The sequence below is a fragment of the Nonomuraea ferruginea genome, from assembly GCF_039540635.1.
Taxonomy (GTDB): domain Bacteria; phylum Actinomycetota; class Actinomycetes; order Streptosporangiales; family Streptosporangiaceae; genus Nonomuraea; species Nonomuraea ferruginea.
Window position 1 is genome coordinate 284,874 of sequence record NZ_BAABFD010000011.1, and the last position, 21,371, is coordinate 306,244.

General features: G+C 72.5%; 23 protein-coding genes and 1 tRNA gene. 6 read left to right on the forward strand and 18 right to left on the reverse strand.

Features of this window, described 5'->3' with window-relative positions:
* Positions 1–191 precede the first annotated feature (191 nt).
* The 3 genes from ABD999_RS22205 to ABD999_RS22215 all read right to left on the reverse strand — a co-directional run bounded on the left by ABD999_RS22205 (position 192) and on the right by ABD999_RS22215 (position 4,371).
* Positions 192–1,709 (reverse strand): RNA polymerase sigma factor, encoded by a 1,518-nt coding sequence (locus tag ABD999_RS22205; protein WP_345482859.1) that lies wholly within the window; start codon positions 1,707–1,709, stop codon positions 192–194.
* Positions 1,710–1,832: 123 nt separating this feature from the next.
* Complete coding sequence (locus ABD999_RS22210; protein WP_271277649.1) at positions 1,833–3,512, reverse strand: substrate-binding domain-containing protein; 1,680 nt, start codon at positions 3,510–3,512, stop codon at positions 1,833–1,835.
* Between the two features lie 253 nt (positions 3,513–3,765).
* Positions 3,766–4,371: a cation diffusion facilitator family transporter gene (locus ABD999_RS22215; protein ID WP_219543813.1), complete on the reverse strand. Its 606-nt coding sequence runs from the start codon at positions 4,369–4,371 to the stop codon at positions 3,766–3,768.
* Between the two features lie 168 nt (positions 4,372–4,539).
* Between ABD999_RS22215 and ABD999_RS22220 the strand changes: the two genes are divergently transcribed.
* Both ABD999_RS22220 and ABD999_RS22225 read left to right on the forward strand, forming a co-directional pair.
* On the forward strand, positions 4,540–5,322 hold the full coding sequence (locus tag ABD999_RS22220; RefSeq protein ID WP_271277648.1) for a DUF4184 family protein: 783 nt from the start codon (positions 4,540–4,542) through the stop codon (positions 5,320–5,322).
* A complete protein-coding gene (locus ABD999_RS22225; RefSeq protein WP_271277647.1) occupies positions 5,315–6,124 on the forward strand; it encodes a TrmH family RNA methyltransferase in 810 nt (269 codons plus the stop codon). Before ABD999_RS22220 ends, ABD999_RS22225 begins: the two co-directional genes overlap by 8 nt.
* Positions 6,125–6,130: 6 nt before the next feature.
* Here ABD999_RS22225 and ABD999_RS22230 read toward each other — a convergent pair whose 3' ends face one another.
* Together ABD999_RS22230 and selD are read right to left on the reverse strand one after the other, a co-directional pair.
* On the reverse strand, positions 6,131–6,904 hold the full coding sequence (locus tag ABD999_RS22230; protein WP_271277646.1) for a neutral zinc metallopeptidase: 774 nt from the start codon (positions 6,902–6,904) through the stop codon (positions 6,131–6,133).
* Between the two features lie 105 nt (positions 6,905–7,009).
* Positions 7,010–7,987 carry a selenide, water dikinase SelD gene (gene selD, locus ABD999_RS22235; protein ID WP_271277645.1) on the reverse strand — a complete coding sequence of 326 codons (978 nt, stop codon included), beginning with the start codon at positions 7,985–7,987 and terminating at the stop codon, positions 7,010–7,012.
* A 47-nt stretch (positions 7,988–8,034) separates the two neighbouring features.
* On the opposite strand from selD, the gene selA reads away from it, so the two are divergent.
* From selA to ABD999_RS22250, 3 genes are all read left to right on the forward strand, one after another.
* Positions 8,035–9,336, forward strand: a complete 1,302-nt coding sequence (gene selA, locus ABD999_RS22240; protein ID WP_271277644.1) for an L-seryl-tRNA(Sec) selenium transferase — start codon at positions 8,035–8,037, stop codon at positions 9,334–9,336.
* Entirely contained in the window at positions 9,327–11,678 is a 2,352-nt protein-coding gene (locus tag ABD999_RS22245) for a SelB domain-containing protein (protein WP_345482862.1), read from the forward strand. The genes selA and ABD999_RS22245 overlap by 10 nt, the downstream gene beginning before the upstream one ends.
* Positions 11,679–11,688: 10 nt before the next feature.
* Positions 11,689–11,782, forward strand: a tRNA-Sec gene (locus ABD999_RS22250).
* Positions 11,783–11,790: 8 nt separating this feature from the next.
* On the opposite strand, the gene ABD999_RS22255 is transcribed toward ABD999_RS22250, so the two are convergent.
* The 11 genes from ABD999_RS22255 to ABD999_RS22305 form a co-directional block, all read right to left on the reverse strand.
* Positions 11,791–12,849 carry a TolB-like translocation protein gene (locus tag ABD999_RS22255; protein WP_271277642.1) on the reverse strand — a complete coding sequence of 353 codons (1,059 nt, stop codon included), beginning with the start codon at positions 12,847–12,849 and terminating at the stop codon, positions 11,791–11,793.
* Complete coding sequence (locus ABD999_RS22260) at positions 12,846–13,349, reverse strand: SigE family RNA polymerase sigma factor (protein ID WP_148029660.1); 504 nt, start codon at positions 13,347–13,349, stop codon at positions 12,846–12,848. Before ABD999_RS22260 ends, ABD999_RS22255 begins: the two co-directional genes overlap by 4 nt.
* An 88-nt stretch (positions 13,350–13,437) precedes the next feature.
* Positions 13,438–13,818: a MauE/DoxX family redox-associated membrane protein gene (locus ABD999_RS22265; protein ID WP_271277641.1), complete on the reverse strand. Its 381-nt coding sequence runs from the start codon at positions 13,816–13,818 to the stop codon at positions 13,438–13,440.
* Positions 13,815–14,288, reverse strand: coding sequence for a hypothetical protein (locus tag ABD999_RS22270; protein ID WP_271277640.1), 474 nt, complete (start codon positions 14,286–14,288; stop codon positions 13,815–13,817). The genes ABD999_RS22265 and ABD999_RS22270 overlap by 4 nt, the downstream gene beginning before the upstream one ends.
* Before the next feature lie 87 nt (positions 14,289–14,375).
* The gene (locus tag ABD999_RS22275; protein WP_148029663.1) at positions 14,376–14,558 is read right to left on the reverse strand and encodes a hypothetical protein; all 183 of its coding nucleotides are present in this window, start codon (positions 14,556–14,558) and stop codon (positions 14,376–14,378) included.
* Complete coding sequence (locus tag ABD999_RS22280) at positions 14,559–15,080, reverse strand: hypothetical protein (protein ID WP_271277639.1); 522 nt, start codon at positions 15,078–15,080, stop codon at positions 14,559–14,561.
* Positions 15,077–15,586: a hypothetical protein gene (locus tag ABD999_RS22285; protein WP_219543823.1), complete on the reverse strand. Its 510-nt coding sequence runs from the start codon at positions 15,584–15,586 to the stop codon at positions 15,077–15,079. The genes ABD999_RS22280 and ABD999_RS22285 overlap by 4 nt, the downstream gene beginning before the upstream one ends.
* Positions 15,587–16,339, reverse strand: coding sequence for a hypothetical protein (locus ABD999_RS22290; RefSeq protein ID WP_271277638.1), 753 nt, complete (start codon positions 16,337–16,339; stop codon positions 15,587–15,589).
* A gap of 186 nt (positions 16,340–16,525) precedes the next feature.
* Positions 16,526–17,263: a ThuA domain-containing protein gene (locus ABD999_RS22295; RefSeq protein ID WP_271277637.1), complete on the reverse strand. Its 738-nt coding sequence runs from the start codon at positions 17,261–17,263 to the stop codon at positions 16,526–16,528.
* A 41-nt stretch (positions 17,264–17,304) separates the two neighbouring features.
* A complete protein-coding gene (locus ABD999_RS22300; RefSeq protein ID WP_271277636.1) occupies positions 17,305–18,375 on the reverse strand; it encodes a Gfo/Idh/MocA family protein in 1,071 nt (356 codons plus the stop codon).
* Positions 18,376–18,522: 147 nt separating this feature from the next.
* Positions 18,523–19,569 (reverse strand): LacI family DNA-binding transcriptional regulator, encoded by a 1,047-nt coding sequence (locus ABD999_RS22305; protein ID WP_148029669.1) that lies wholly within the window; start codon positions 19,567–19,569, stop codon positions 18,523–18,525.
* Between the two features lie 76 nt (positions 19,570–19,645).
* Here ABD999_RS22305 and ABD999_RS22310 point away from each other — a divergent pair, with 76 nt between their 5' ends.
* On the forward strand, positions 19,646–19,822 hold the full coding sequence (locus ABD999_RS22310; RefSeq protein WP_187280980.1) for a hypothetical protein: 177 nt from the start codon (positions 19,646–19,648) through the stop codon (positions 19,820–19,822).
* Between the two features lie 3 nt (positions 19,823–19,825).
* On the opposite strand, the gene ABD999_RS22315 is transcribed toward ABD999_RS22310, so the two are convergent.
* Positions 19,826–20,662, reverse strand: a complete 837-nt coding sequence (locus tag ABD999_RS22315) for a D-alanyl-D-alanine carboxypeptidase family protein (RefSeq protein ID WP_246639422.1) — start codon at positions 20,660–20,662, stop codon at positions 19,826–19,828.
* 54 nt (positions 20,663–20,716) lie between these two features.
* Positions 20,717–21,241, reverse strand: coding sequence for a DedA family protein (locus ABD999_RS22320; protein ID WP_148029670.1), 525 nt, complete (start codon positions 21,239–21,241; stop codon positions 20,717–20,719).
* Positions 21,242–21,371 lie beyond the last annotated feature (130 nt).

The window sequence follows — 21,371 nt, forward strand, 5'->3', positions numbered from 1 at the left end:
CATCAATCCATGCGCGCGCGCGTCAACGCCGACGCGTGAGGACCACGTCAGGTTTACCGCAGGTCGCCACTTACCCATGTGGGATTGACCACATGGGTAGGAACCACCTCGGCCTGACACGTTCCCCAGCTACACCAGGATGCCCTATCTGCCACACACGTACCGACTTCGCGTCCGACTTATCGCATTTTTTAACGCGATGACGAACTGGCGGCTTCGGGCACCGGTGTGCCGGTCGGTCCGGCGCTCGCGGTGACGTCGTCGTCGGGCAGCCTGGTGGGGCCTGGCACGGCCGGGTCGTCCCAGCTCAGCGCGCAGGCCGAGCCGCCGCCGTTCGAGGTGATCGTCACCGTTCCGCTGCCCTCTGTGCCGGGATCCTCCACCGTGACCCAGACGACCGCCGTGCCGCCGGGCTTGATCGAGCCCGCGGCCGGGACCACGCCCAGTCCTTCCGACGCCGCGGCCTTCCAGGAGACAGTCCTGTTGCGGGCGCGCAACCCGATCGTGGCGGCGCCGGCCACCTCTTCCGGGCAGGTCGTGGTGAGCCTGGCGGGACGGGCGGCCCGCCGCCGGGTGGGGGTGCTGACGGCCGGGGGCCTGGTGGTCGCCAGGTCGGCGGCGGGCCGCCGCGTCGGCTTCGGCGACGGCGTGCGCTCGCGCCTGCTCTCGCTCGGGCTCGGGGTGGGGCCGGACTCCTCCTCGGTCTCGGCCGGCGGGCTCTCCGGCAGCACGTGTGCGGTGGGCGAGCCCTCGGGCCGCAGGTCCAGCGCGGTCTTGGCGCCCTCGTGGCCGGTCATGGCGACCAGCACGGCCGGGCCGGCCAGCAGCGCCGCGGCCGCCAGCAGCACCGGCCCGAGCCCGCGCCGCCCGCGCCGCCGCGGCCGGCCGGGCGGCACGGGGAAGCCGCCGCGGTCGAAGCCGTCGCCCCGGTCCAGGATCATCGTGCGGGTGTCGCCCAGCGCCGGGTCCGCGCACGTGCCGAGCACCCGCTCGCGCAGGGAGAACGGCGCGTACGCCACCGGGAGCATCTCCAGCAGCCGCGCCGCGGACACCTGCGCGCGCCGCCGCTCGGTGCAGACCTCGCAGCCGCCGATGTGCGCGGCCAGCCGCCGGCGCAGCGGCGGCGTCAGCGGCCCCTCCCACGAGTCCACCAGCGCCGAGAGCTCGGGGCAGTGCGCCCGGCCGGTCCTGGCCAGCACCACCGCCGCGGCCGCGTTCTCCAGCAGGTCGCGCGACCGGCGCAGCCTGCTCGCCGCCTGCCGCGAGGTCAGCCCCAGCACCGAGCCGACCTCGGCGGGCGTGAGCCCGTGCCGCGTCGACAGCTCCAGGATCTCCCGCTCGCTCCTGCGCATCTCGCCCAGCGCCGCCCCGACGAGCTCGGCCAGCTCGTGGTCGTCGGGGTCGTCCAGCGGCGCCGCGGCCCCGCGATGGTGGCCGAGCCTGGCCATCGCCTGGAACCTGACCAGCGCGTACAGCCACGCGCGTAACCTGGCCGGCTCGCGCAGCCGGTCGGCGCACCCCTGCGCGGTCACCACCGCGTCGTGCACCGCGTCGGCCGCGCGCCGGTCGCCCAGGAGCGAGGCGGCGTAGTCGTGCAGCCGGTCGCCGTACGCGTCGTACAGGCGCTCAGGCGCGCCCGGATCGGCGCGCCGCAACGCCGCCACCAGTTCCAGATCGTGGGCGCGGTCGACCGCCGGCCATCCAGGCACCAGTACCTCCCCGCGGGTGACAAGGAATCCCCGGCGTAGAGGACGTCCCTGGCGCCCGGCGGGTTGCCAGGTCGTGCCCAAGTGGCTTAACCAGGTAAAACAGGGGTAGATGTGACGGTTGTGTCAGCCGTCGCAGTTGGGGGAGCAGAGGCGGCGTTCCATGCCCTGGAGGAAGAAGTCGCGCACCTGGAGCGGGTCCTTGGCGATGTAGGCCTCGCCGCCGGTGGCCCGCGCCACCGCGTCCATCTGCCGCTTGCCCGCCTGCGCCTCGGGGCCGAACGCGATCAGCAGGATGCTGACCGGCCGCTCCGGGTTGTAGGTCTCCTTCAGGAACCGCAGGATCTCCGCGTCGCTGACGCCGCCGTCGGGGTCGTCGTTCCCCGCGCCGTCGGTCAGGATCAGCAGCGTGTTGATCCTGTCCCGGGCGTACGTCTTGGTCATCTCGGTGTAGGCGGCCTTGATCGTGTCGTTCAGGCCGGTGTCGCCGGTGGCCTTGGCCTGGACCGAGGCGAGCTCCCTGGCCAGCGCGTCCTTGCGCAGGACGCCGTCGACGCTCTGGGTGAGCGGGCCGACGGAGACGACTTCCTTCCAGTCCTTGCCCTGGCCGTCGAGGTGGGTGGAGAACATCCACACGCCCATCTCGGAGTTCGCCGGGAACAGCGTCAGGCCCTCGGTGGCGATCTTGCTGATGGCCTGCATGCGGGTCAGGTTCGTGCCGGGGACCGGCAGCGCCATCGTGCCGGAGACGTCGAGCAGCGTGAGCAGGCGGGTGCCGAGGTTCAGCCTGGTCCAGGTCTGGCTGACGGTGGCGACGGTCTTGACGTCGGGCTCCGGCAGCGCCTTGGGGGCGGCGGGGACGAAGCCCTTGGCCTCCGACAGCGCCTCGCCCGCCGTGCCGTCGGGGCCGCGGAAGCCCTGCGCGCGCAGCACCTTGAGCGCGGACTCCTTGGCCAGCTCCTGGCGGAAGTCGGCCGCGGCCTTCTGCGTCGCCAGGTCCTTGGTGAGGACGGTGAGCGGATAGTCGAGGCTCAGCGTGCCCTCGGCAGGGTAGAGCGCGACCGCCGGAGTGTCCGGCTTCTTCGTGTTGTGCACGTGGATGGCCTGCTCGGAGCTGACGCCGATGGGCACCTTCCCGCCGGACTTGACCGTGAGGCTGGCGAGCAGCGCGGTCGAGTCGGCCGCCACCTGGCCCGACAGCTCCTTGAGCGCGCCCACCAGCGCCTTGCTCTGGCCCGCCTCCCTGGCCACGCCGGACGCGGCCATCAGGGCCGCCATCCCGGCCGAGCTCTTCTGCGGGTCGAGGGCGACCACGCGCACCTTCTTGCCGGGGCCGTCGGGGTCGGCCACGTTCGCCGCCGCCACCAGGGCGGACCAGCTCGGCTTCAGCGTGCCCTCCAGCTTGGCCGCAGCGGACGCGGCCGTCGCCAGCACGACGGGCGAGGAGGCGATCGAACCGGCGGGCTGGGGCACCTCGACCTGGTCCGACACGCGGCTGCTCAGCTGGCTCAGGATCAGGCTGGAGTCGGGCACCCAGATGTCACCGGCGAACTTGCCCGCCGCGACCGCGCTCGCGGCCTTCGCGGAGGTCTCCTTGGCCACCGTGACCTCGACGCACTTGCTGTCGATCGAGTGCAGGGCCTTGGTGTACGTGCCCGCGATCTTGTTCAGCGCGGGCTGGATGTCCGGGCTCGCCACCACCCGCAGCGGCAGCCTTCCGGCGGAGCAGTCGTGTTCGCGGGTGAAGATGACGAACGCCGCTACGCCGAGCAGCACCGCCAGCGCCACGGCTCCCGCGAGCGGCACCAGGACCCGTCCGCGTCCACGCGCCCGTCTGCGCGCGGAGCGGGAAGATGGGTCCTGGGCTCGGTAGCCGCCGTCGATGTCGTCTGTGCGGTGTCGCCCCACGGTGTCCCTCTTGGTGTTCTTGATCGCCTGGCTGAGCCTGACCTTCCGGAGACCCTGGCGGGTGGTACTCCTCGATACCCGGGGAACGATACTCGGTAGGCTTGCCGGGGCAAAACACCTCTTTTGGTGCAGTAATTACTCAGGGTCGTGTTCAGTGGCAGCACGTGTGACCACGCCAGGCCCGTATCCCTTCGCGTACCGCGACCACGGCGAGGACCAGCGCCACGATCGGATCGACCCACCACAGGCCGAGGGTGTTGAACCAGAGCCCGGCGAGCACGCCCGCGGCCGTCAGACCGCAGATGATGTTCTGGGTGCCCTCGCCCGCGGTCGCCCCGGACGCCAGCCGCACCCCCAGCCGCCGCTTCAGCACGCCCAGCACCGGCATGCTGACCAGGCTCACCGACGTCACCACGATGCCGAGCAGGCTCACCTCCGCGCGATGGCCCGCGTCCAGGTCGTGGCCCACATGCACGATCAGGTACGGGGCGAGCAGCCAGAAGCTCACCGCCACGGCCCGCCGCGCCCGGAGCTCGGCCGTCTCCGACAGCGTGCGCTCGCCGGTGAACCGCCACACCACGATCAGGCTGGCCAGCGCCTCCACCAGGGCCGACAGCCCCCACCCGATCAGCGCGACCGAGTGCGCGCCGAACCCGGCCGCCAGCCCCAGCGTGCTCTCCACGCCGAGCCAGACGAGCGTGACCAGGGAAAGGGACCGCGCGTTCCGCGCCGCGCGCAGCCACTCGGACGACGCCACAGGATGTGCATGAACTCGCTGGTCAGACACCTTGAACCCCCGCTTTCGCCGCCGACAGCGTTCCGTGGCGACCTCATCACTGCTCGTGACCCTAGAGGGTGGAGGCGAGGGACGGCCGAACTTCGCGGGTAGTGTCGTGATCAAGGAGCGACTCGTACAGGGGGGCCGGTGCCGTTCACACCCAGCCACATGGCGCTCGTGCTGCCCCTCATCTCGTCGGCCCGCCTGCGCCGCCTCGCCGACCCGTGGGCGCTGGCGCTCGGCGCGATGGTGCCCGACCTGCCGATCTTCCTGCCGTTCCTGCCCGACTACAGCGACTGGCACTCCTGGCAGGGCGTGGTGACGGTGGACCTGGCGGCGATGCTCATCCTGCTGGTCCTCTTCCACGGCCTGCTCCGCGACCCGCTCCTGGCCCTGCTCCCGCCCGCGCTGGCGGGCCGCGCCGCCACGCTGCGCCCCGCCTGGCCGCAGCTCGCCCGCGGCTTTCCGGCCGTCGTGGCCGGCGGCCTGATCGGCTCGGCCAGCCACGTCGCCTGGGACTCCTTCACCCACTCCACCGGGCCGGGGGAGTGGGGCGCGTGGCTGGCGACCCCGGTGCTCGGCGTGCTGCCGCTGTTCAGGGTCCTGCAGTACACCTCGTCAGCGGTGGGGCTGGTGATCGTCGTGTGGTGGGCCTGGCGCGGCCTGTCCAGGATGGCGCCCGTGCCGGTGCCCGCCGACCTGCGCACCCCCGCGCGGACGCGCTGGACGGTCCTGGCCTGGAGCGCGGCGGGCGTCGTCGCCGGCGCGTTCGCCTGGCCCCGGCTGGACGAACCCAACCCGGTCTTCGGCCTGCCCGGCGTCATCACCAAGGTCGGCGCCGGCACCGTCGTGGGGTTCTGCCTCGTGCTTCTCTGCTACGCGGCCGTCTGGCAGGTCAGACGGCTCATGGCAGTATCGGAACGTGCTTGAGTACGTCACGGACGCCGCCGATCCCCGCCTGACCGACTTCACCAGACTGCGCGACGTCGAGCTGCGCAAGAGCCTGGAGGCCGAGCGCGGCCTGTTCATGGCCGAGGGCGAGAAGGTGATCAGGCGCGCCGTCGGCGCGGGCTACCCGATCCGCTCCCTCCTCACCACCCGCCGCTGGCTCCAGCCGCTCGCCGACGTCCTCGGCGACGCCACCGTGTACGTGGTCAGCGACGAGATCATGACCGCCACCGCCGGCTTCCAGGTCCACCGGGGCGCCCTCGCTTCGATGGCCCGCCTCCCGCTGCCGTCCACCGCCTCGGTGATGGAGTCGGCCAACCGCCTCGTCGTCCTGGAGGACATCGTCGACCACGCCAACGTCGGCGCCGTCTTCCGCTGCGCCGCCGCACTCGGCGTCGGCGGCGTCATCCTGTCTCCCCGCTGCGCGGATCCGCTCTACCGGCGCGCGGTGAAGGTCTCGATGGGGGCGGTGTTCTCGATCCCGTACGCCCGGATGGACAACTGGTACACCGGCCTGGACGAGCTGCGCGCGGCCGGCTTCCAGACCCTGGCGCTGACCCCTGACCAGTCGGCCACCCCGCTCGACGAGGTCAAGCTGGGTGACCGGGTGGCGTTGCTGCTCGGCGCCGAGGGCGACGGCCTGTCGTCGCGGTGGCTGCACGAGGCGGACGAGCCGGTCTGCATCCCGATGAGCCCGGCGGCCATGGACGCGGGCGTGGACTCGCTGAACGTGGTCGCCGCCGCCGCCATCGCCTGTCACGGCCTCATGCGCGGCCGACGGTGACGCCGGTCAGGAGACCTTGGAGGACGACGCCGCCCAGGTGTTGCAGGACTTGGGGTCACCGGTGGCGAAGCCCTGCTTGATCCAGGCACGCACGTTGGCCGTCTTCCCGACCCAGCGCTCCGAGCCGGTGTCGCCCTGGACCAGGCTCAGCAGCTCGCGATAGTCACGCGACGTCCTGCCCTTGAGCGGCCACACGCTCTTCAGGAAAGCCCCGCCGAGGCAGTCGGTCTGCAGGCTGACGCGGCGCGACTGCTCCCGCAGCTCCGTCTTGTTGTCGTAGGGCTCGTCGTTGTAGGCGTCGGTGATGCCGGTCAGCTTCTGGACGTGGTAGCCGTACATGCCGGCCGTGTAGTTGAAAAGCCACAGGTCGTCCGGATCCTCGACCCAGGTCTTGCCCACCTGGACGGCGAGCGTCTCGGTCTTCTCGCAGTACCAGGCCTGCGAGTCGTCCTTGTCCACGTCCAGGCCGCAGTACTTCTTCGGGATCCGGTTGAAGTGCTTGACGCGCATCTTGCCGAAGTCCACCCCGGCCTTCGTCAGGTGCGCGCCCCAGGTCTTGTTGAGGCAGGCGACGACGGCGTCGATATAGGCCCGGGCCTGCTTCTTGTCGCCTGTCCTGATGCGCTTCTCCGCGCACTTCGTACGGGGGAGAGGCCCGGTGGCGTAGAGGTCGTTCTTGGTGAGCTCGGGGCTGTTGATCGGGTCCATGGCGGCGTCGGCCGCGGTGCCGGACAGCGGAAGGGTGATGGTCGCCAGCGCGGCGATCATGAGGGTTTTCACATGGCGGGACCATAGGGGGGAAGGCGACTTCGGGCAACCGCAATAGGTGAAAAGCGATATTTCCGGAATTTCCGGCGTATAACGCTGCCCAAAAGGCCCGCCTGCTTATCGGATGACGATGGCGTGGTCGCCGCGCGGCACCAGTTCGCCGATGACCGGGGCGCCCGGGATCTCGCCGGCGATCAGCAGGCCGCCCGAGGTCTGGGCGTCCGCGAGCAGGAGCATCGTCTCCTCGTCCGCGCCGCCCGGGTCGACGTGGCCGGCGACCCAGTCCAGGTTGCGGCGGGAACCGCCCGGCACGTACCCCTCGCGCAGGCTCCGGCGGGCGTCGTCCAGGATCGGCACCGCGGCCGCGTCCACCACCGCCGTCACCCCCGAGGCGCGGGCGAGCTTGAACAGGTGACCCAGGAGCCCGAACCCGGTCACGTCGGTGGCGCAGCGCACCCCGGCCTCCAGCGCCGCCCGGCTCGCCGCCGCGTTGAGCGCGGTCATGGTGGCGACGGCGTGCGGGAACACCTCGCCCGTCGCCTTGTGCCGGTTGTTGAGCACGCCCAGGCCGAGCGGCTTGGTGAGCGACAGCGGCACGCCCGCGACCCCGGCGTCGTTGCGCATCAGCCGGTCCGGGTCAGCCAGCCCCGTCACCGCCATGCCGTACTTGGGCTCGACGTCGACCACGCTGTGACCTCCGGCGACGTGGCAGCCGGCGTCCGCCGCGACCTCCGCGGCCCCGCGCAGCACCTCGCGGGCGAGCTCGTACGGGAGAGTCTCGCGGGGCCAGCACAGCAGGTTGATCGCCATCAACGGGCGCCCGCCCATGGCATAGACGTCCGAGAGCGCGTTGGCCGCCGCGATCCGTCCCCAGTCGAACGGGTCGTCCACCACCGGTGTGAAGAAGTCGGCGGTGCTCACGATCGCCGTCCCGCCCTCGATCCTGACGACCGCCGCGTCGTCACCGCTGTCGAGGCCGACCACGAGATCAGCGCCCTGCGGCCGGGCCAGGCCGGCCAGCACGTCCTCCAGCTCTCCGGGAGGGATCTTGCACGCGCAGCCGCCGCCCTGGGCGTATTGGGTAAGCCTCATCATGATCACATCATTGCGCGGATCGCGGGTTTCCGGTATGGCAGATGACCATGACCGATCAACGGCGCCGGATTCCCCGCACGGACGCGGTCCTGGCGGATCCCCGCCTGGCCGAGCTCACCCCCGTCTTCGGCAGGAGCCGGGTGAAGGCCGCGGTCACCGCGGCGCAGCGCCGGGCACGTGATGGCGAGATCGACCCCGAACTGGTGGCCGAGACCGCGCTGGCGTCGCTGTCGGACGCCGGGCCGCGCCGCGTGATCAACGCCACGGGGGTGGTCGTGCACACCAACCTGGGCCGGGCGCCACTGTCCGGACCGGCGCTGGAGGCCGTGCGGGTGGCGGCCGGATCCACCGACGTGGAGCTCGACCTGGTCACCGGACGCAGGGGACGGCGCGGGCGCGGCGCCCTGGCGGCCCTGGCCCAGGCCGTCCCGGCGGCGGAGGCGGTGCACGTCGTCAACAACAACGCGGCCGCCCTCGTCCTCGCGGCGACCGCGCTCGCGTACGGGAAGGAGATCGTCATCAGCCGGGGCGAGCTGGTCGAGATCGGCGCCGGGTTCCGGCTGCCCGAGCTGCTGGAGTCCACCGGCGCCCGGCTGCGGGAGGTCGGCACCACGAACCGCACCACCGTCGCCGACTACGGGGCGGCGATCGGCCCCGCGACCGGGTTCGTGCTGAAGGTCCACCCGTCCAACTACCGCGTCGAGGGCTTCGCGGGGACGCCCGGCGTGGGCGAGCTTGCGGGGCTGGGCGTCCCGGTCGTCGGCGACATCGGCTCGGGGCTGCTGCGCCCGGAGCCCGCGCTGCCGGCCGAGCCGGACGCGGCCACCTGGCTGGAGCAGGGCGCCGACCTGGTGACGGCCAGCGGCGACAAGCTGCTCGGCGGCCCCCAGTGCGGGCTCCTGCTCGGCCGGACCGGCCTGGTCGAACGGCTCCGCACCCACCCCCTGGCCCGCGCGCTGCGCGTCGACAAGCTCACCCTCGCCGCCCTGGAGGCCACGCTCACGCACGCCGCCAACCCGACCCGCGCCGCGCTCCTCGCGGACCTGCCCACGCTGCGCCGCCGCGCGGACGAGCTCCTGCTCCTGCTGCACGCGGACGGGGTCAAGGCCGACGTCGTGGACACCGTGGCGGCGGTCGGCGGAGGGGGCGCGCCGGGGGTGGAGCTGCCCAGCGTGGCCGTCACCGTACCGCTCGCGCTCGCCGGCCCGCTGCGGACCGGGACCCCCGCCGTGGTCGGCCGGGCCGCCGCGGACCGCTACCTGCTGGACCTGCGCGCCGTCGCCCCGGACGACGACGGGGACCTCGCGGCGGCGGTGGCGGCCGCCTGGGAGGCGGCGGCATGCGCGTGATCGCCACCGCCGGGCACGTCGACCACGGCAAGTCGACCCTGCTCCGGGCGCTGACCGGGATGGAGCCCGACCGGTGGGAGGAGGAACGCCGCCGCGGCCTCACCCTGGACCTCGGCTTCGTCTGGACCGACGGGCTGGCCTTCGTCGACGTGCCCGGCCACGAACGGTTCATCGGCAACATGCTGTCCGGGGTCGGCCCCGCGCCGGCCGTGCTGTTCGTGGTCGCCGCCGACGACGGCTGGGCCGTGCAGTCGGAGGAGCACCTGCGGATCGTCGACGCGCTCGGCATCACCACCGGGGTTCTCGCGGTCACCCGCGCCGACCTCGCGGACCCGGGTCCTGTCCTGGCCGCCTGCCGGGAACGGCTGCGCGGCACCGGCCTCGACGGGATCCCGGCGGTCGCCGTGAGCGCCGTCCGCGGCGACGGGCTGGCCGAGCTGAGAGCGGCGCTGTCCGCCCTTCCCGAGCCCGAGCCGTCCCCGGACGCCGACGTCCGCCTCTGGATCGACCGGGTGTTCACCGTCGAGGGCCGCGGCACCGTCGTGACCGGGACGCTCGGCGCGGGCACGATCCGCACCGGCGACCGGCTGATGGCCGGCCGCGAGCCCGTCCGCGTCCGCGGCCTGCACAGCCTCGGCACGGCCCGCGACGAGGTCCGCGGCCCGGCCCGGGTCGCGGTCAACCTGCGCGGCGCGGCCACCCCCCGCCGCGGCGACGCCCTCCTCACCCCGGACCGTTGGCTGGAGGTCACCCAGGCCGACGTCCGGCTCTCACCCGCGACCGACGTCCCCCACCACGCCATCTGGCACATCGGCACAACGGCCACCCCCGCCCGCATCCGCCCCCTGACAGCCCTCTCCCCCCGAACCGTCCGTAACCACCCACCCGGAGCGTCCGCCCGCGACCTTCAGGACTCGCCGGGAGCGTCCGTCGGCGACGTTCAGGATCACCCGTATGGAGGAGCCGCCCACGACCTCCGGGATCGCCCGTCTGGGGGAGTCGCCCGCGACCTTCAGGGTCATCCGCCGGGAGTGTCCGCTCGGGACCTCCAGGATCACCCGTCGGGAGTGGCCGCTCGCGACCTTCAGGGCCATCCGCCGGGATTGGTCGCTCGCGACCTCCGGGATCATTCGCGGGGAGTGTCTGCTGGCGACCTCCGGGATCACCCGCCTGCAGCGTCCGCCCGCGACCTTCAGGATCGCCCGCCGGGAGTGGCCGCTCGCGACCTCCGGGATCATTCGCGGGGAGTGTCTGCTGGCGACCTCCGGGACCATCCGCCTGGAACATCCGCCCGCGACCTTCAGGACTCGCCGGGAGTGGCCGCTCGCGACCTCCGGGACCGCTCGCCTGGAGACCTCGGGCTCGGCGCGGGGAATCGGCTGCTTGCCGACGGCGCGGGGGGCCGTTCGTTCGGGGGTGACGCGGTGCATGTCACGCTCGATCGTGCGTACGGCGGGGAATCGGTGCTCGATCGTGCGTATGGCGGGGACACTGTGCGGGTCACGTTGGAGAGGCCGCTTCCGCTGCGTATCGGTGATCGGGCGTTGCTGCGCGATCCCGGCAGCCGCAGGGTCTGGGGGGTGACCGTACTCGACGTCCGGCCGCCCGCGCTGCGTCGCAGGGGTGCGGCGAGGCGGCGGGCGGAGGAGCTGGCCGCCCTGGACGGCGTTCCCGACGGAGAGGCGGAGCTGCGGCGGCGGGGGATCGCCAGGCTGGACGAGCTGGCCGCCATGGGCGCGCCGGCGACCGCCGAGCCCGTCGCCGGCGCGTGGGTCGCCGATCCCGAGCACTGGGAGTCGCTCAGGGCCCGGCTGGTCGAGGTCGTGACCGCGCACGCCGAGGCCAGCCCGCACGATCCCGGGATGTCGGCCGAGGAGGTCAGGCAGGCGCTGGGCCTGCCCGACCGGTCGCTCGTGGACGCGCTCGCCGAGCGGACGCCGCTCGGCCGCTCCCGGGGACGGCTGACCGCCGCGCCGCCGGAGCTCGCGCCCGGCGTCGAGCGGTTGCGCAGCGACTGGGCCGCCGCGCCGTTCGCCGCCCCCGACGCCGCCAGGCTGGCCGAGCTCGGTCTCGACGGCCGCGATCTGGCCGCGGCGGAGGCCGCCGGACACCTGGTACGGCTCGCGCCCGGCGTCGTCCTGCCCCCGGGCGCACCCGAAAGGGCGCTCACCGTGCTGTCCGGCCTGGCCCAGCCGTTCACCGCCGCCGACGCGCGCAAGGCGCTGGGCACGTCCCGCCGGGTGGTCATCCCGCTGCTCGAACACTTGGACAGGACCGGCGCGACGCGCAGGGCCGAGGACGGCTCGCGCCGGATCGCCGGAACGGGCCGCCCGGAGCGCTAAGATCGCGAGCGGAGGCGTCCAGGTGCCTGGTGGCCCTCCCGGTCTTCAAAACCGGTGGCGCCGAGCATCTCGGCGCGGCGGGTTCGATTCCCGTCCGCCTCCGCTCAACAAGTCAGTGCCGGGCCAGGCCCGGGATCGCCGGCTCCGCCTCGCCCGGCAGGTCGCGCAGGACATGCCCGTCGGTGGTCAGCAGCCGCAGGCGTCCCCGCTGGTCGGCCGGTGGCTGGACGACCGCGTACCCGTCCCTCGTGGGCCCGAGGGCGTACTGCCCGTCCGGCAGCGGCGTGCGCTCGACGAGCGTGCCGCGCGGATCGAACCGCAGCACGGCGACGCTGTCGCCGGTGTACTCCAGCACGAAGATCCGCTCCCCGCTGACCTGGACGGACAGCCCGTGGTCGGCGTCGGACAGCACCCCGGACCCGGTCGCCGAGAGCGTGCGGGCCGTCCCGCCCACCCGCAGCCGCACCCGCTCGCGCGCGCCGTCGCCGTCCTGCCCGAGCGCCAGGAGGACGAGCTCGCCCGACGGGAGCACGCCGACCGGCTCGTACCCCTCCGGCGGGGTCAGCGGCTCCGCCCGCCCGTCATCGAGACGCACGTCGGTGTACGCGTGCACGTCCCCGCTCGCGTGGTAGCCGAGGATCAGCCTGCGGGAGTCGGCCGACCACGCCCACGGGCTGTAGGCGCTGTCGGCCCGGCCGTCACCGGGCACGGGGACCCGATGCGCGGTGCCGCCCAGCAGGTCCCTGAGCTCGTAGCCGTCCGGCGTGGGCAGGCCCAGCCAGCGGCCGTCGGGGGACAGCGTGATGTTGCCCTGCGGGTGCACGGTCCGCGCGCCGAGCCCGTAGGTCCGGCCGTCCTCCAGGGTGAGCAGCGTGGGGCAGGAGCTCCGGCACGGCGCGTACACGACCGCGCCGCGGCCCACCGGACCGCTCGAAGGCAGGGACGGGTACCCCGCGCTCGTGGAGACCGCCGGCACCGCCGTGATGGTCTCGGCGGAGCGGGTGAGGTTCTGTAGCAGCCCGAACCCTCCGGCCACGAGCAGGGCCGCCGCCGCCGCGCCGGTCACGGCCCGTACGGTCCTGCGGCGGCGCAGGACGCGCAGGGCGAGGTCCGCGTCCGCGTAGTCGCGCGCGTCGGCTCCTAGCCGGTGGTACGTGTCGCGGAGGTTCATGGGCACACCCTCTCCAGCAGTCGCGGCGCCACCCGGCGCAGGCGGTTGAGCGCGTCGTGCGCGTGCCGCTTGACCGTCCCGACCGAGCAGCCCAGCTGCGCGGCGACCGCCGACTCCGGGAGGTCCTCGTAGAACCGCAGGTAGAGCACGATCCGCTGCTTGGCCGTGAGCACGCCGAGCGCGCGCCCTAACATGATCTTCAGGTCGGCCTGCGTGGACTGGTCGTGGTGCGGCCCGGAGTCCGGCAGGTCGGCGGTCGGGACGATGGTGAGCCGACGAGGGCGGCGCCAGGTGCGCAGCTGGTTGAGCATCATCGTGCGCACGTACGCCTCGGGATCGGCCGCGGCGGAGACCCTGCGCCACCGGGTGGCGGCCTTGACCAGCGTCTCCTGCAGCAGGTCCTCCGCCTGGCCGTGGTCGCCGGTGAGCAGGAACGCCGTCCTGGACAGGGCGTGGCCACGCGCGGCCACGAAGTCGCGGAAACCCTCGGTGTCGATCAATCGGCCCAGCCCTTCAGTCCTGCGGCGTCATAGGAGAGGACTCTCCGCACCCCGCCGGAGGTTGAGGCCGTTCGCGAGATCGTGCCAGTCAGGCCGGGACGGCGAGCAGCAGCAGGCCCAGGGCCAGCACCGCCGCGGCCCTGGCCCAGGTGCGCCAGGACACCGGCTCGCGGACGCCGAAGCACTGGCAGGCCGCCGGCCCGCCCGCGGCGACCAGGTACGTCTGCGCCGCGGTGAAGCCGGCCCCCAGCACCGTCGCCGCCACCCCCGCCACCAGGCCAGGGGCGGGGGAGAACAGCAACGCGGCCGTGCCCGCCTCCACGGCCACGACCGCGCCCGCGGCGGCCGTGCCCACCGCGCCCCGCAGCCCGAACGCGCCGAGGCTGTCGCGGAAGCCGCGCGGATCCCGCAGCTTGCCCGCGACGGCCAGGACGAGCACCAGCCCCAGCGCGTACCGGACGACGATCACGCGATCACCATCAGGGCCAGCATCGGGATCACCAGGACCACGAACAGCGGCCGGAGCCTCGGCAGCTCGAAGGAGAAGGCCTTGTCCGCGCTGTTCTTGCTGCGCGCGGCCACGAACGTCAGCAGCATCACGGCCCTGCCGAGCGCGAACCCGGCGCCGGCCAGGAGCGCCTGCTGCCAGGAGGCGAGGAACACGATGGAGATCGCCATGATGTGCGGCAGCGCCGTAGGCGAGTACGTGCGCATGCCCGTGCCCATCTCCATGCCGAACTGCACCGAGCCCCAGAACGGGATCCTGGTGACGAACTGCGGGACGAGCCGCGCGTTCTGCAGGATCGGGAACCGGAGCACGCCGATCTCCTGCAGCAGCAGGACGATCGCCGCGACGACGACCACCACCCGCGCCACGGCGGGCGGGAACGGCACGCGCAGGAGCGAGCCGACCACCACGAAGGCGAACGCGGTGCCCATCGCACCCAAGAAAAGACCGAGGACGAACCCCGAGACGTCAGAGCCCCGCCGGACCGACGAGGACAGCACCCAGGCGCTGTTGAGGCTTCAAACGGAGCCCGACAGCGAGAACCCGGCGACCAGGGCGGCGACCAGCCAGACGAAGCCGGTCGTGCCCGCACCGAGCGCCCCTGCCGAGGTCAGGGCCGCGAGCACGGCCGCCTCCCCCGCCGCGATGAGCCCGAAGCCGGGCCAGAGCAGGCGGAGGGAGGCCGACGTGTTGTCACTCACTCAGATCGTGGTCCTGCAGATCGAGAACTGGCCGGAGCCGCTGGCGCCGCAGGCCACCACGTAGCGGTAGCCGTCGGAGCACTTGCGCCGCTTGCTGGTCGTGCTGCCGCCGGTCCAGCGCCAGGCGTTGCGGCCGGCGCACGAGTCGGCGTACGAGGTGTAGTTGATGCTGACGCAGGTGCCCGAGTAGCCGTCGTCGCGGTGCCAGGAGCCCGTGCAGTTGTCGGAGCCGTAGTAGGCCGAGGACGGCACGCACACCGACGACGCGTTGATGAATCCCTTGCAGGTGTCCCAGACGGTCTTGTAGACGGCGGCGGCGGCGCTGCGCGGGCGGGAGCCGGGCAGCAGGTCGAGGGCGCCGAGCCCGGCCGCCGTCGCCACGCCGAGGGCGAGGCCGAACACGCCCCGGCGGCTCGGACGCGGCTTGGTCGCGGCGACCCGGGACGGGACCGCGTCCACGGGCTCCCGGTTCGCGCTCGGAATCTGGTCGAGGATCGAACTTCTCTCGTCCGAGATGGTCACGGCTGTGCTTCCCTTCGTTTCTCCAACGCTCGTTCCACGACGTCCACCAGCGCCTCGCCGGACCCGACCGGGGTCGAGAACACGACCAGCCCGTCAGGGCCGACGACGAGGAGGGCGGGTGCGTACGGGACGGTGATCGACCGCCACATCTCGGGGTCCTTGATCACCCGTACCGTCTCGGGGAGGCTCTTGCCGAAGCCCGGGTCGTCGGACACCACCGCGAAGGAGTGGTCCTCAGGGAGTTCGGGAGCCAGTTTGGCCACGGCGACGAGGACGTCGTCGCAGATGGAGCACTGTCTGTTGATCTTCACGACCAGCGTCGTGCCGTCCGGCCTGGTGATGGCCGAGCGTGCCTGCTCGTGCTGCCCGGAGGTGAAGCGGACGCCGACGCCCTCGTAGGTGGCCAGCTCCAGCTCGCGGACCCGGCGGTAGAGACCCGCCCCGGCCGCGAAGAGCAGCCCGACCAGGACGGCGAGGACGATGATCGCGGCGGTGGTGGGCTCCACCTACGCGGTCCACTCGAGGCGCTTGATCTTCGTGAGGAAGGTGGCGGCGGCGTCCTCGGCCGCCACGCCCAGGGAACGCACGGAGACGCCGGGCCGGTCCTGCCGCGGGGCGTCCCACGGGGACAGGGTGACCACGGCGGTGTCGGTGACCATGATCAGAGGCTGCGCGTGGGTGTTGGACTCGTCGTCGTCCCGCCAGATCTCGCCCGCGCTCGTCTCGTAGCCGCGCCAGGCCGGGATCCGCTTGGAGCTGGTCTGCTTGGGCTCGACGAGCAGCGACCCGACCCCGGCGATGGTCTGCGTGTACATGGCCATGGACAGCTGGAAGCGCTGCCCGGCGTCGGCGGTCATGCCTTCGGGGGTGTCGGTCCACGCGACCCGGGCGAAGGTGTCGATGATGTCCTTCGTCTCCCATTCCGGGGCGTAGAACATGCCGTGCACCATGTGCCAGGGGCCGAGCCAGGCGGCCCAGCGGGCGTCCTGGGGATCCTTGCAGTCGTGGACGACGAGCTCGCCGCCCGCCACGGACAGGCGCTCACGCTCCTTGCCGCCGACCGCCTGCACGGCCGAGCCGAGCGAGGTCAGGGGCGCGAGTTCGAGGGCCCAGACATCGGCCGTCGTGTCGCGGCTCCCGTATTTCGGGTTGTAACGCACATGGCCGCACCAGACGTGCAGCAGTTCTTTGTCGTTGTCCTCGACTTCTAGTTGAATAATGGAATTGTCGATGGCGCGGACGCGGGATAAATAAGTCATGCCGACCCCTTGACGAGTGCCGATACTGCGCGCGACCAGAGCTTTTCATGATCGGATTCAGCCCGTCAAGAGGCTGATCAACTCACCGGTAAAGTCGCTGATCATGGGCTTTACCGCTTTTTACTGGAACGGTCTAGCGGCGTTTTTCTCTTTCCTGACCGGCGGTGGAAAGTCCGGTAAGCACGCCTACCACCGGACCGGCGTGTGCGCGTTGTCCAGCGGCTCGCCGACTCCCGCCGGCGGGGCCGCCCACAGCACGGCGTTGGCCAGCACGCGGCGCACGTCGGGATGGTGGTAGACGGGGTAGTTCTGGTCGCCGGGGCTGAAGTAGAAGATCCGGCCCAGCCCTCGCCGGTAGCAGCAGCCGCTGCGGAACGCCTCGCCGCCGCCGAACGAGCTGATGAACACCAGCTCGTCAGGCTCGGGCACACCGAACGGCTCGCCGTACGTCTCGTGCTCGCCGATGACGATCGGCCGCGGCACCCCCTCGGCGATCGGATGGCCCGGGGCCACGGTCCACACCAGCTCGCGCTCTCCGGCGTCGCGCCAGTTGAGGCTGCACGTGGTGCCCATCAGGGAGCGGAAGAGCTTCGAGTAGTGGCCGGAGTGGAGCACCAGCAGCCCCATGCCGCCGAGCACCCGCGACCGCACCCGCTCGACCACCTCGTCGGCCACGTCCTCGTGGGCCATGTGCCCCCACCAGGTCAGCACGTCGGTCTCGGCGAGCTCCTTGTCCGACAGCCCGTGCTCGGGGTCGTCCAGGACGGCGGTGCGGACGCGGACCCGGGAGCCCAGGTGCTCGGTCAGCCCCGCCGCGATCGCCCCGTGCATCCCGTCGGGGTAGCGCCGCCGCACCTCCTCCTCGCGCTGCTCGTGACGGTTCTCGCCCCACACCGTGACCTTGATCGGCCCCTTGATCGGCATCGTGTCCCCCTCGTGCGCCGCCTACGGGGAGGGCCTACCCGTCATTCGGCCCAGCTCATCGGCGCGGGCGGTTCGAACGAGCTGACCAGCTCGACAGTCCCGCCCTTCTCGTACGAGGCGCGCGCGGCGCAGAGGATCTCCACCACGTGCGCGGCCTGCTGACCGGTGGCGCGGTGCGGCCGCCGCTCGCGGATCGCGGCGGCGAGGTCGCGCACGGCCCGGCCCCATTCGACGCCCGCGTACGGCTCCCGCAGCGGCTTCACCGGCCGGGGCTCCTCGCGGAAGGCGGCGATCTCCAGCGGCGCGTCGAAGTCGTGCCAGCCGCGCAGCAGCAGCGATCCGCCGTCGCCGTGGAACTCCATGCCCTTCTGGTGGGTGTTGCGCTGGTCGACGTAGAAGTCGCAGGTCAGCCGGAGCAGCACGCCGCCCTCGAACTCGATGTTGGCCACCACGTAATCGGGAGTGGTGAGGGTGAAGGGGAGGCCGTCGAGGCGGGTCCGCTGGGGGTGCAGGGTGGAGGCGAACGCGGTCACCCGGCGGGCCGGGCCGAGCGCGGCCGTGGCGATCGTGAGCGGGTAGACGCCCACGTCGAACAGCGCCCCCACCTCGTAGAAGCCGACCGGCTCCGGGTGCCACACCTCGATCCGGCCCCAGTTCACCTCCGCGTAGACCAGCCGGACGCGGCCGATCGCCTCCTCGCGCAGCAGCTTGAGCGCCGTCTGCTGGGACTCGCCGAGGAACGTGGCGGGCGCGCCGCCGAGCCGCAGCCCGCGCTCGCCGGCCAGCGTCACCAGCTCGGCCGCCTCCTCGTAGCGCAGCGCGAGCGGCTTCTCGCTGTGCACGTGCCGGCCCGCCTCCAGGGCGCGGCGGATGACCTCGTAGTGGGCCTTGTGCGCGGTCAGGTTGACCACGATGTCGACGCCGGGGTCGGCCAGCAGCTCGTCCATCGTCGCGTACGCGCGGACGCCGTGCGCGGCGGCGAGGGTCCCGGCCCGCGCGGGGTCGACGTCCTGCACGCCGCGGAGCTCGATCTCGGGGTAGGAGGCCAGGTCGGCGGCGTATCTCTGGGCGATGTTGCCGCATCCGACGATCGCCACGCCCGTGGTCCCCATCACACGTCTCCCTCGCAGGCTCGCGGATCTGGCACTTCGATCACCGAAACTACGCGTACCGCACAACAAAGGTCAATCATGTGTAATGAGCTGAAAACCTGCCGTTTACGCCACTTGACTAGGGAGGGGAGCGTCTCGTCCGAAGGACTACGGACGCGGCGGCGCTGTCGAGGCGCGGACGATCAGCTCGTGCGGGAACAGCAGCCGCTCGGGCTCGTCAGGCGGCTCCAGCAGCAGCCGCCCGGCCGCTGCCCCGATCTCCTGCTTCGCCTGCCGGATCGTGGTCAGCCCGGCCTCCTCGGCGGCGCTGTCGGAGAACCCCACCACCGACAGGTCGCGGGGGACGTCGAGCCCCAGGTCGGCGGCGGCGTCGAGGATGCCGAGCGCCAGCACGTCGGTGTTGGTCAGGATGGCCGTCGGCCGCGGCGTGCGCCCGAGCAGCGCGTGGCCGGCCTCCCTGCCGGCCGCCCGCGAGTTCCTGCTCAGCTCGTAGAACGGCACGGACGCCCAGTCGACGCCGGCTGACACGCAGGCCGCCTCGTAGCCGGAGCGCCGCCCTCGCATCGCCTCGAACACGGCGCCGCGCTGGCGGCCGGGGTCGGCCCAGCCCGTCCGCCCGTCGTCGTGCAGGCCGACCATGGCCACGCCGACGCGCCGGTGGCCCAGCTCGACGAGGTGACGCGCGGCCTGCGCCCCGGCGGCCGGCTCGTCGATGCCCAGGAACGGGTGACCGGGCACGTACGGCTCGTCGACCACCACCGTGGGCAGCCTGCGGGCCAGCACCTCCGCCAGCGCCGGGTGGCCGTCGGGCAGTGACACCACGCAGAACGCGTCGACCACCGCGTCCCGCACCGGCGGCGGGCGTTTCTCGCCGCGCGGGAGCGGCAGGATGAGCAGTCCGACCCCGGCCTCCTCGGCGGCGGTGGCCAGCCCCTGGAAGAACCCGAGCGCGTACGGGTCGGCGAAGGCGTAGGCGAGGGTCTCGCTGAACAGCAGGCCCACCGCGCCGGCCCGGCCCAGGCGCAGCGAGCGCGCGGCCGCGTTGGGGCCGGCGTAGCCCAGCTCGTCGGCGACCTGGAGGATGCGCCGCCGCAGGTCGTCGCTGAGCTGGTCGGGCCGGGAGAAGGCGTAGGACACGGTCGCCCTGGACACGCCCAGCCGATCGGCGATCGTCTGCAGCGTGACCCTGGCCATCTTCCCACCGTAGCGGATCTCTTGCCGACCACCTCTTAATCGATTAAGGTCTTAATGGATTAAGAAGGAGGGTTCCATGGATGCCATGCAGGTCCTCGCGTACCGGACCGCGATGGGACACCGGGAGTCGGCGCATGCGGCGCTGCCGGACGCGCCGGTGCTGCCGCATCGCGACCGGGCCCGGGTCAGGGTCCGTCTGGCGCACAGCCTGCGCCGGACCGCCGACCGCCTCGACCCGGTCGTGCAGTGCTGAGCCTCAGCCGATGACGATCTCCCCGGCGGCGTGCTCCAGCAGCCGCTCGGCGGTCTTGAACCGGCGCTCGTCGCTGTCGCCGAGCAGCACGCCGACCACCCGCGTGCCGCGTTGCTCCGCCGCGAACAGCAGGCAGAACCCGGCCTTGCGGGTATAGCCCGTCTTGACCCCGATCGCGCCGTCGGCCCGGCCGAGCAGCTTGTTCGTGTTGGTCCAGGTGTGCGCCTGGTGCAGGGCCGTCTTGGTCACCTTGTGCGTCGGGCGGCTCACGACCGTCTTGAAGACCGGGATGTCGAGCGCGTACTGCGCCAGCCTCGCCTGGTCGACGGCGGTGGAGTAGCCGCCGTCGCGCGGGGTGGGCATGCCGTCGGCGTTGGTGTAGCGGGTGTCGCCGAGCCCCATCCTGCGGGCGGCGGAGTTCATCTTGGCGACGAAGGCGGGCTTGCCCGGCCCGTAGGTGCGGGCCAGCGCGTTGGCCGCGTCGGCGCCGGACGGCAGCATGAGCGCGTACAGCAGGTCCCGGACCGTGAGCCGCTCGCCCGCGCGCAGGCCCGCCGTCGCCGCGCCGCCCTTGGCGGCGTAGCGGACGTCGGCGGCGGTGACGGTGACGACGTCGGTCAGCTTCGCCTCGCGCAGCACCACGTACGCGGTCATCACCTTGACCAGGCTGGCCACCGGCACCCGGGCGGTCTCGCGCTTGCCGAAGTGGACCGTTCCGTGGGAGTCGACCACGTAAGCGTGCCTGGCGGCCACGGCGGGGGCCGCGACGGCCGGCGGCGCGGCGGAGACCCCCACGGTGAAGGCGAGCATGGTGGAACAGGCGAGAGCAGCGAAGCGCATGCGCACCATGTTGACATCAAGAGGGCGCGGATTCGGTGAAACATGCCGGGACGGTCAGGCCGGGAGTGTTTCCTCCCGCTGCGCCCTTTTCTTGCGCCGCCGGGCGACATAGACCGCCACCGCCGCCACGACGGCCACCGCCACCAGCGCGGCCGTGATCGGCGACTGGTAGGCGAGCCGCAGCCACGCCCACAGCGCCACCATGCCGCCGAACCACCACAGCGGCGCCCAGGTCATGCACCCGAGCGCGCTGGCCACCACGTACCAGGGATACGAAACCCGCAGTGCCCCCGCCACCCACGGCAGCGTGTGACGCAGCATGGGCACCCAGAAACAGCCGTAGACGGCGAGCGCCCCCCACTTCTCGACCGTCCGCTCGATCCTGGCGATCCGCTCCCGGCCCATCCGCTCGCCGACGCGGGACTCGTACAGCTTCTCGCCCAGCCGGCGGCCGGCCCAGTAGTAGACCTGGAACACCACGAAAAGGGCGATCATCAGGATGACGCCCACCAGCCAATAGGGCAGGCCCAGCCAGAACGGGTCCGTCGGCGCCGGCATCGCGAGCGGGAGGTGCCTCATGGCGAACTCCACACCCCCAATCGTTAGGTCAGGCTTACCTTATTTCACCTTGCAAACGACTGCCATATCGGGCTGCAAGTCGTGGTCAACCACCTCCCAGTAGACCTGAGGGTGAGCGAAAGAGGTGGTG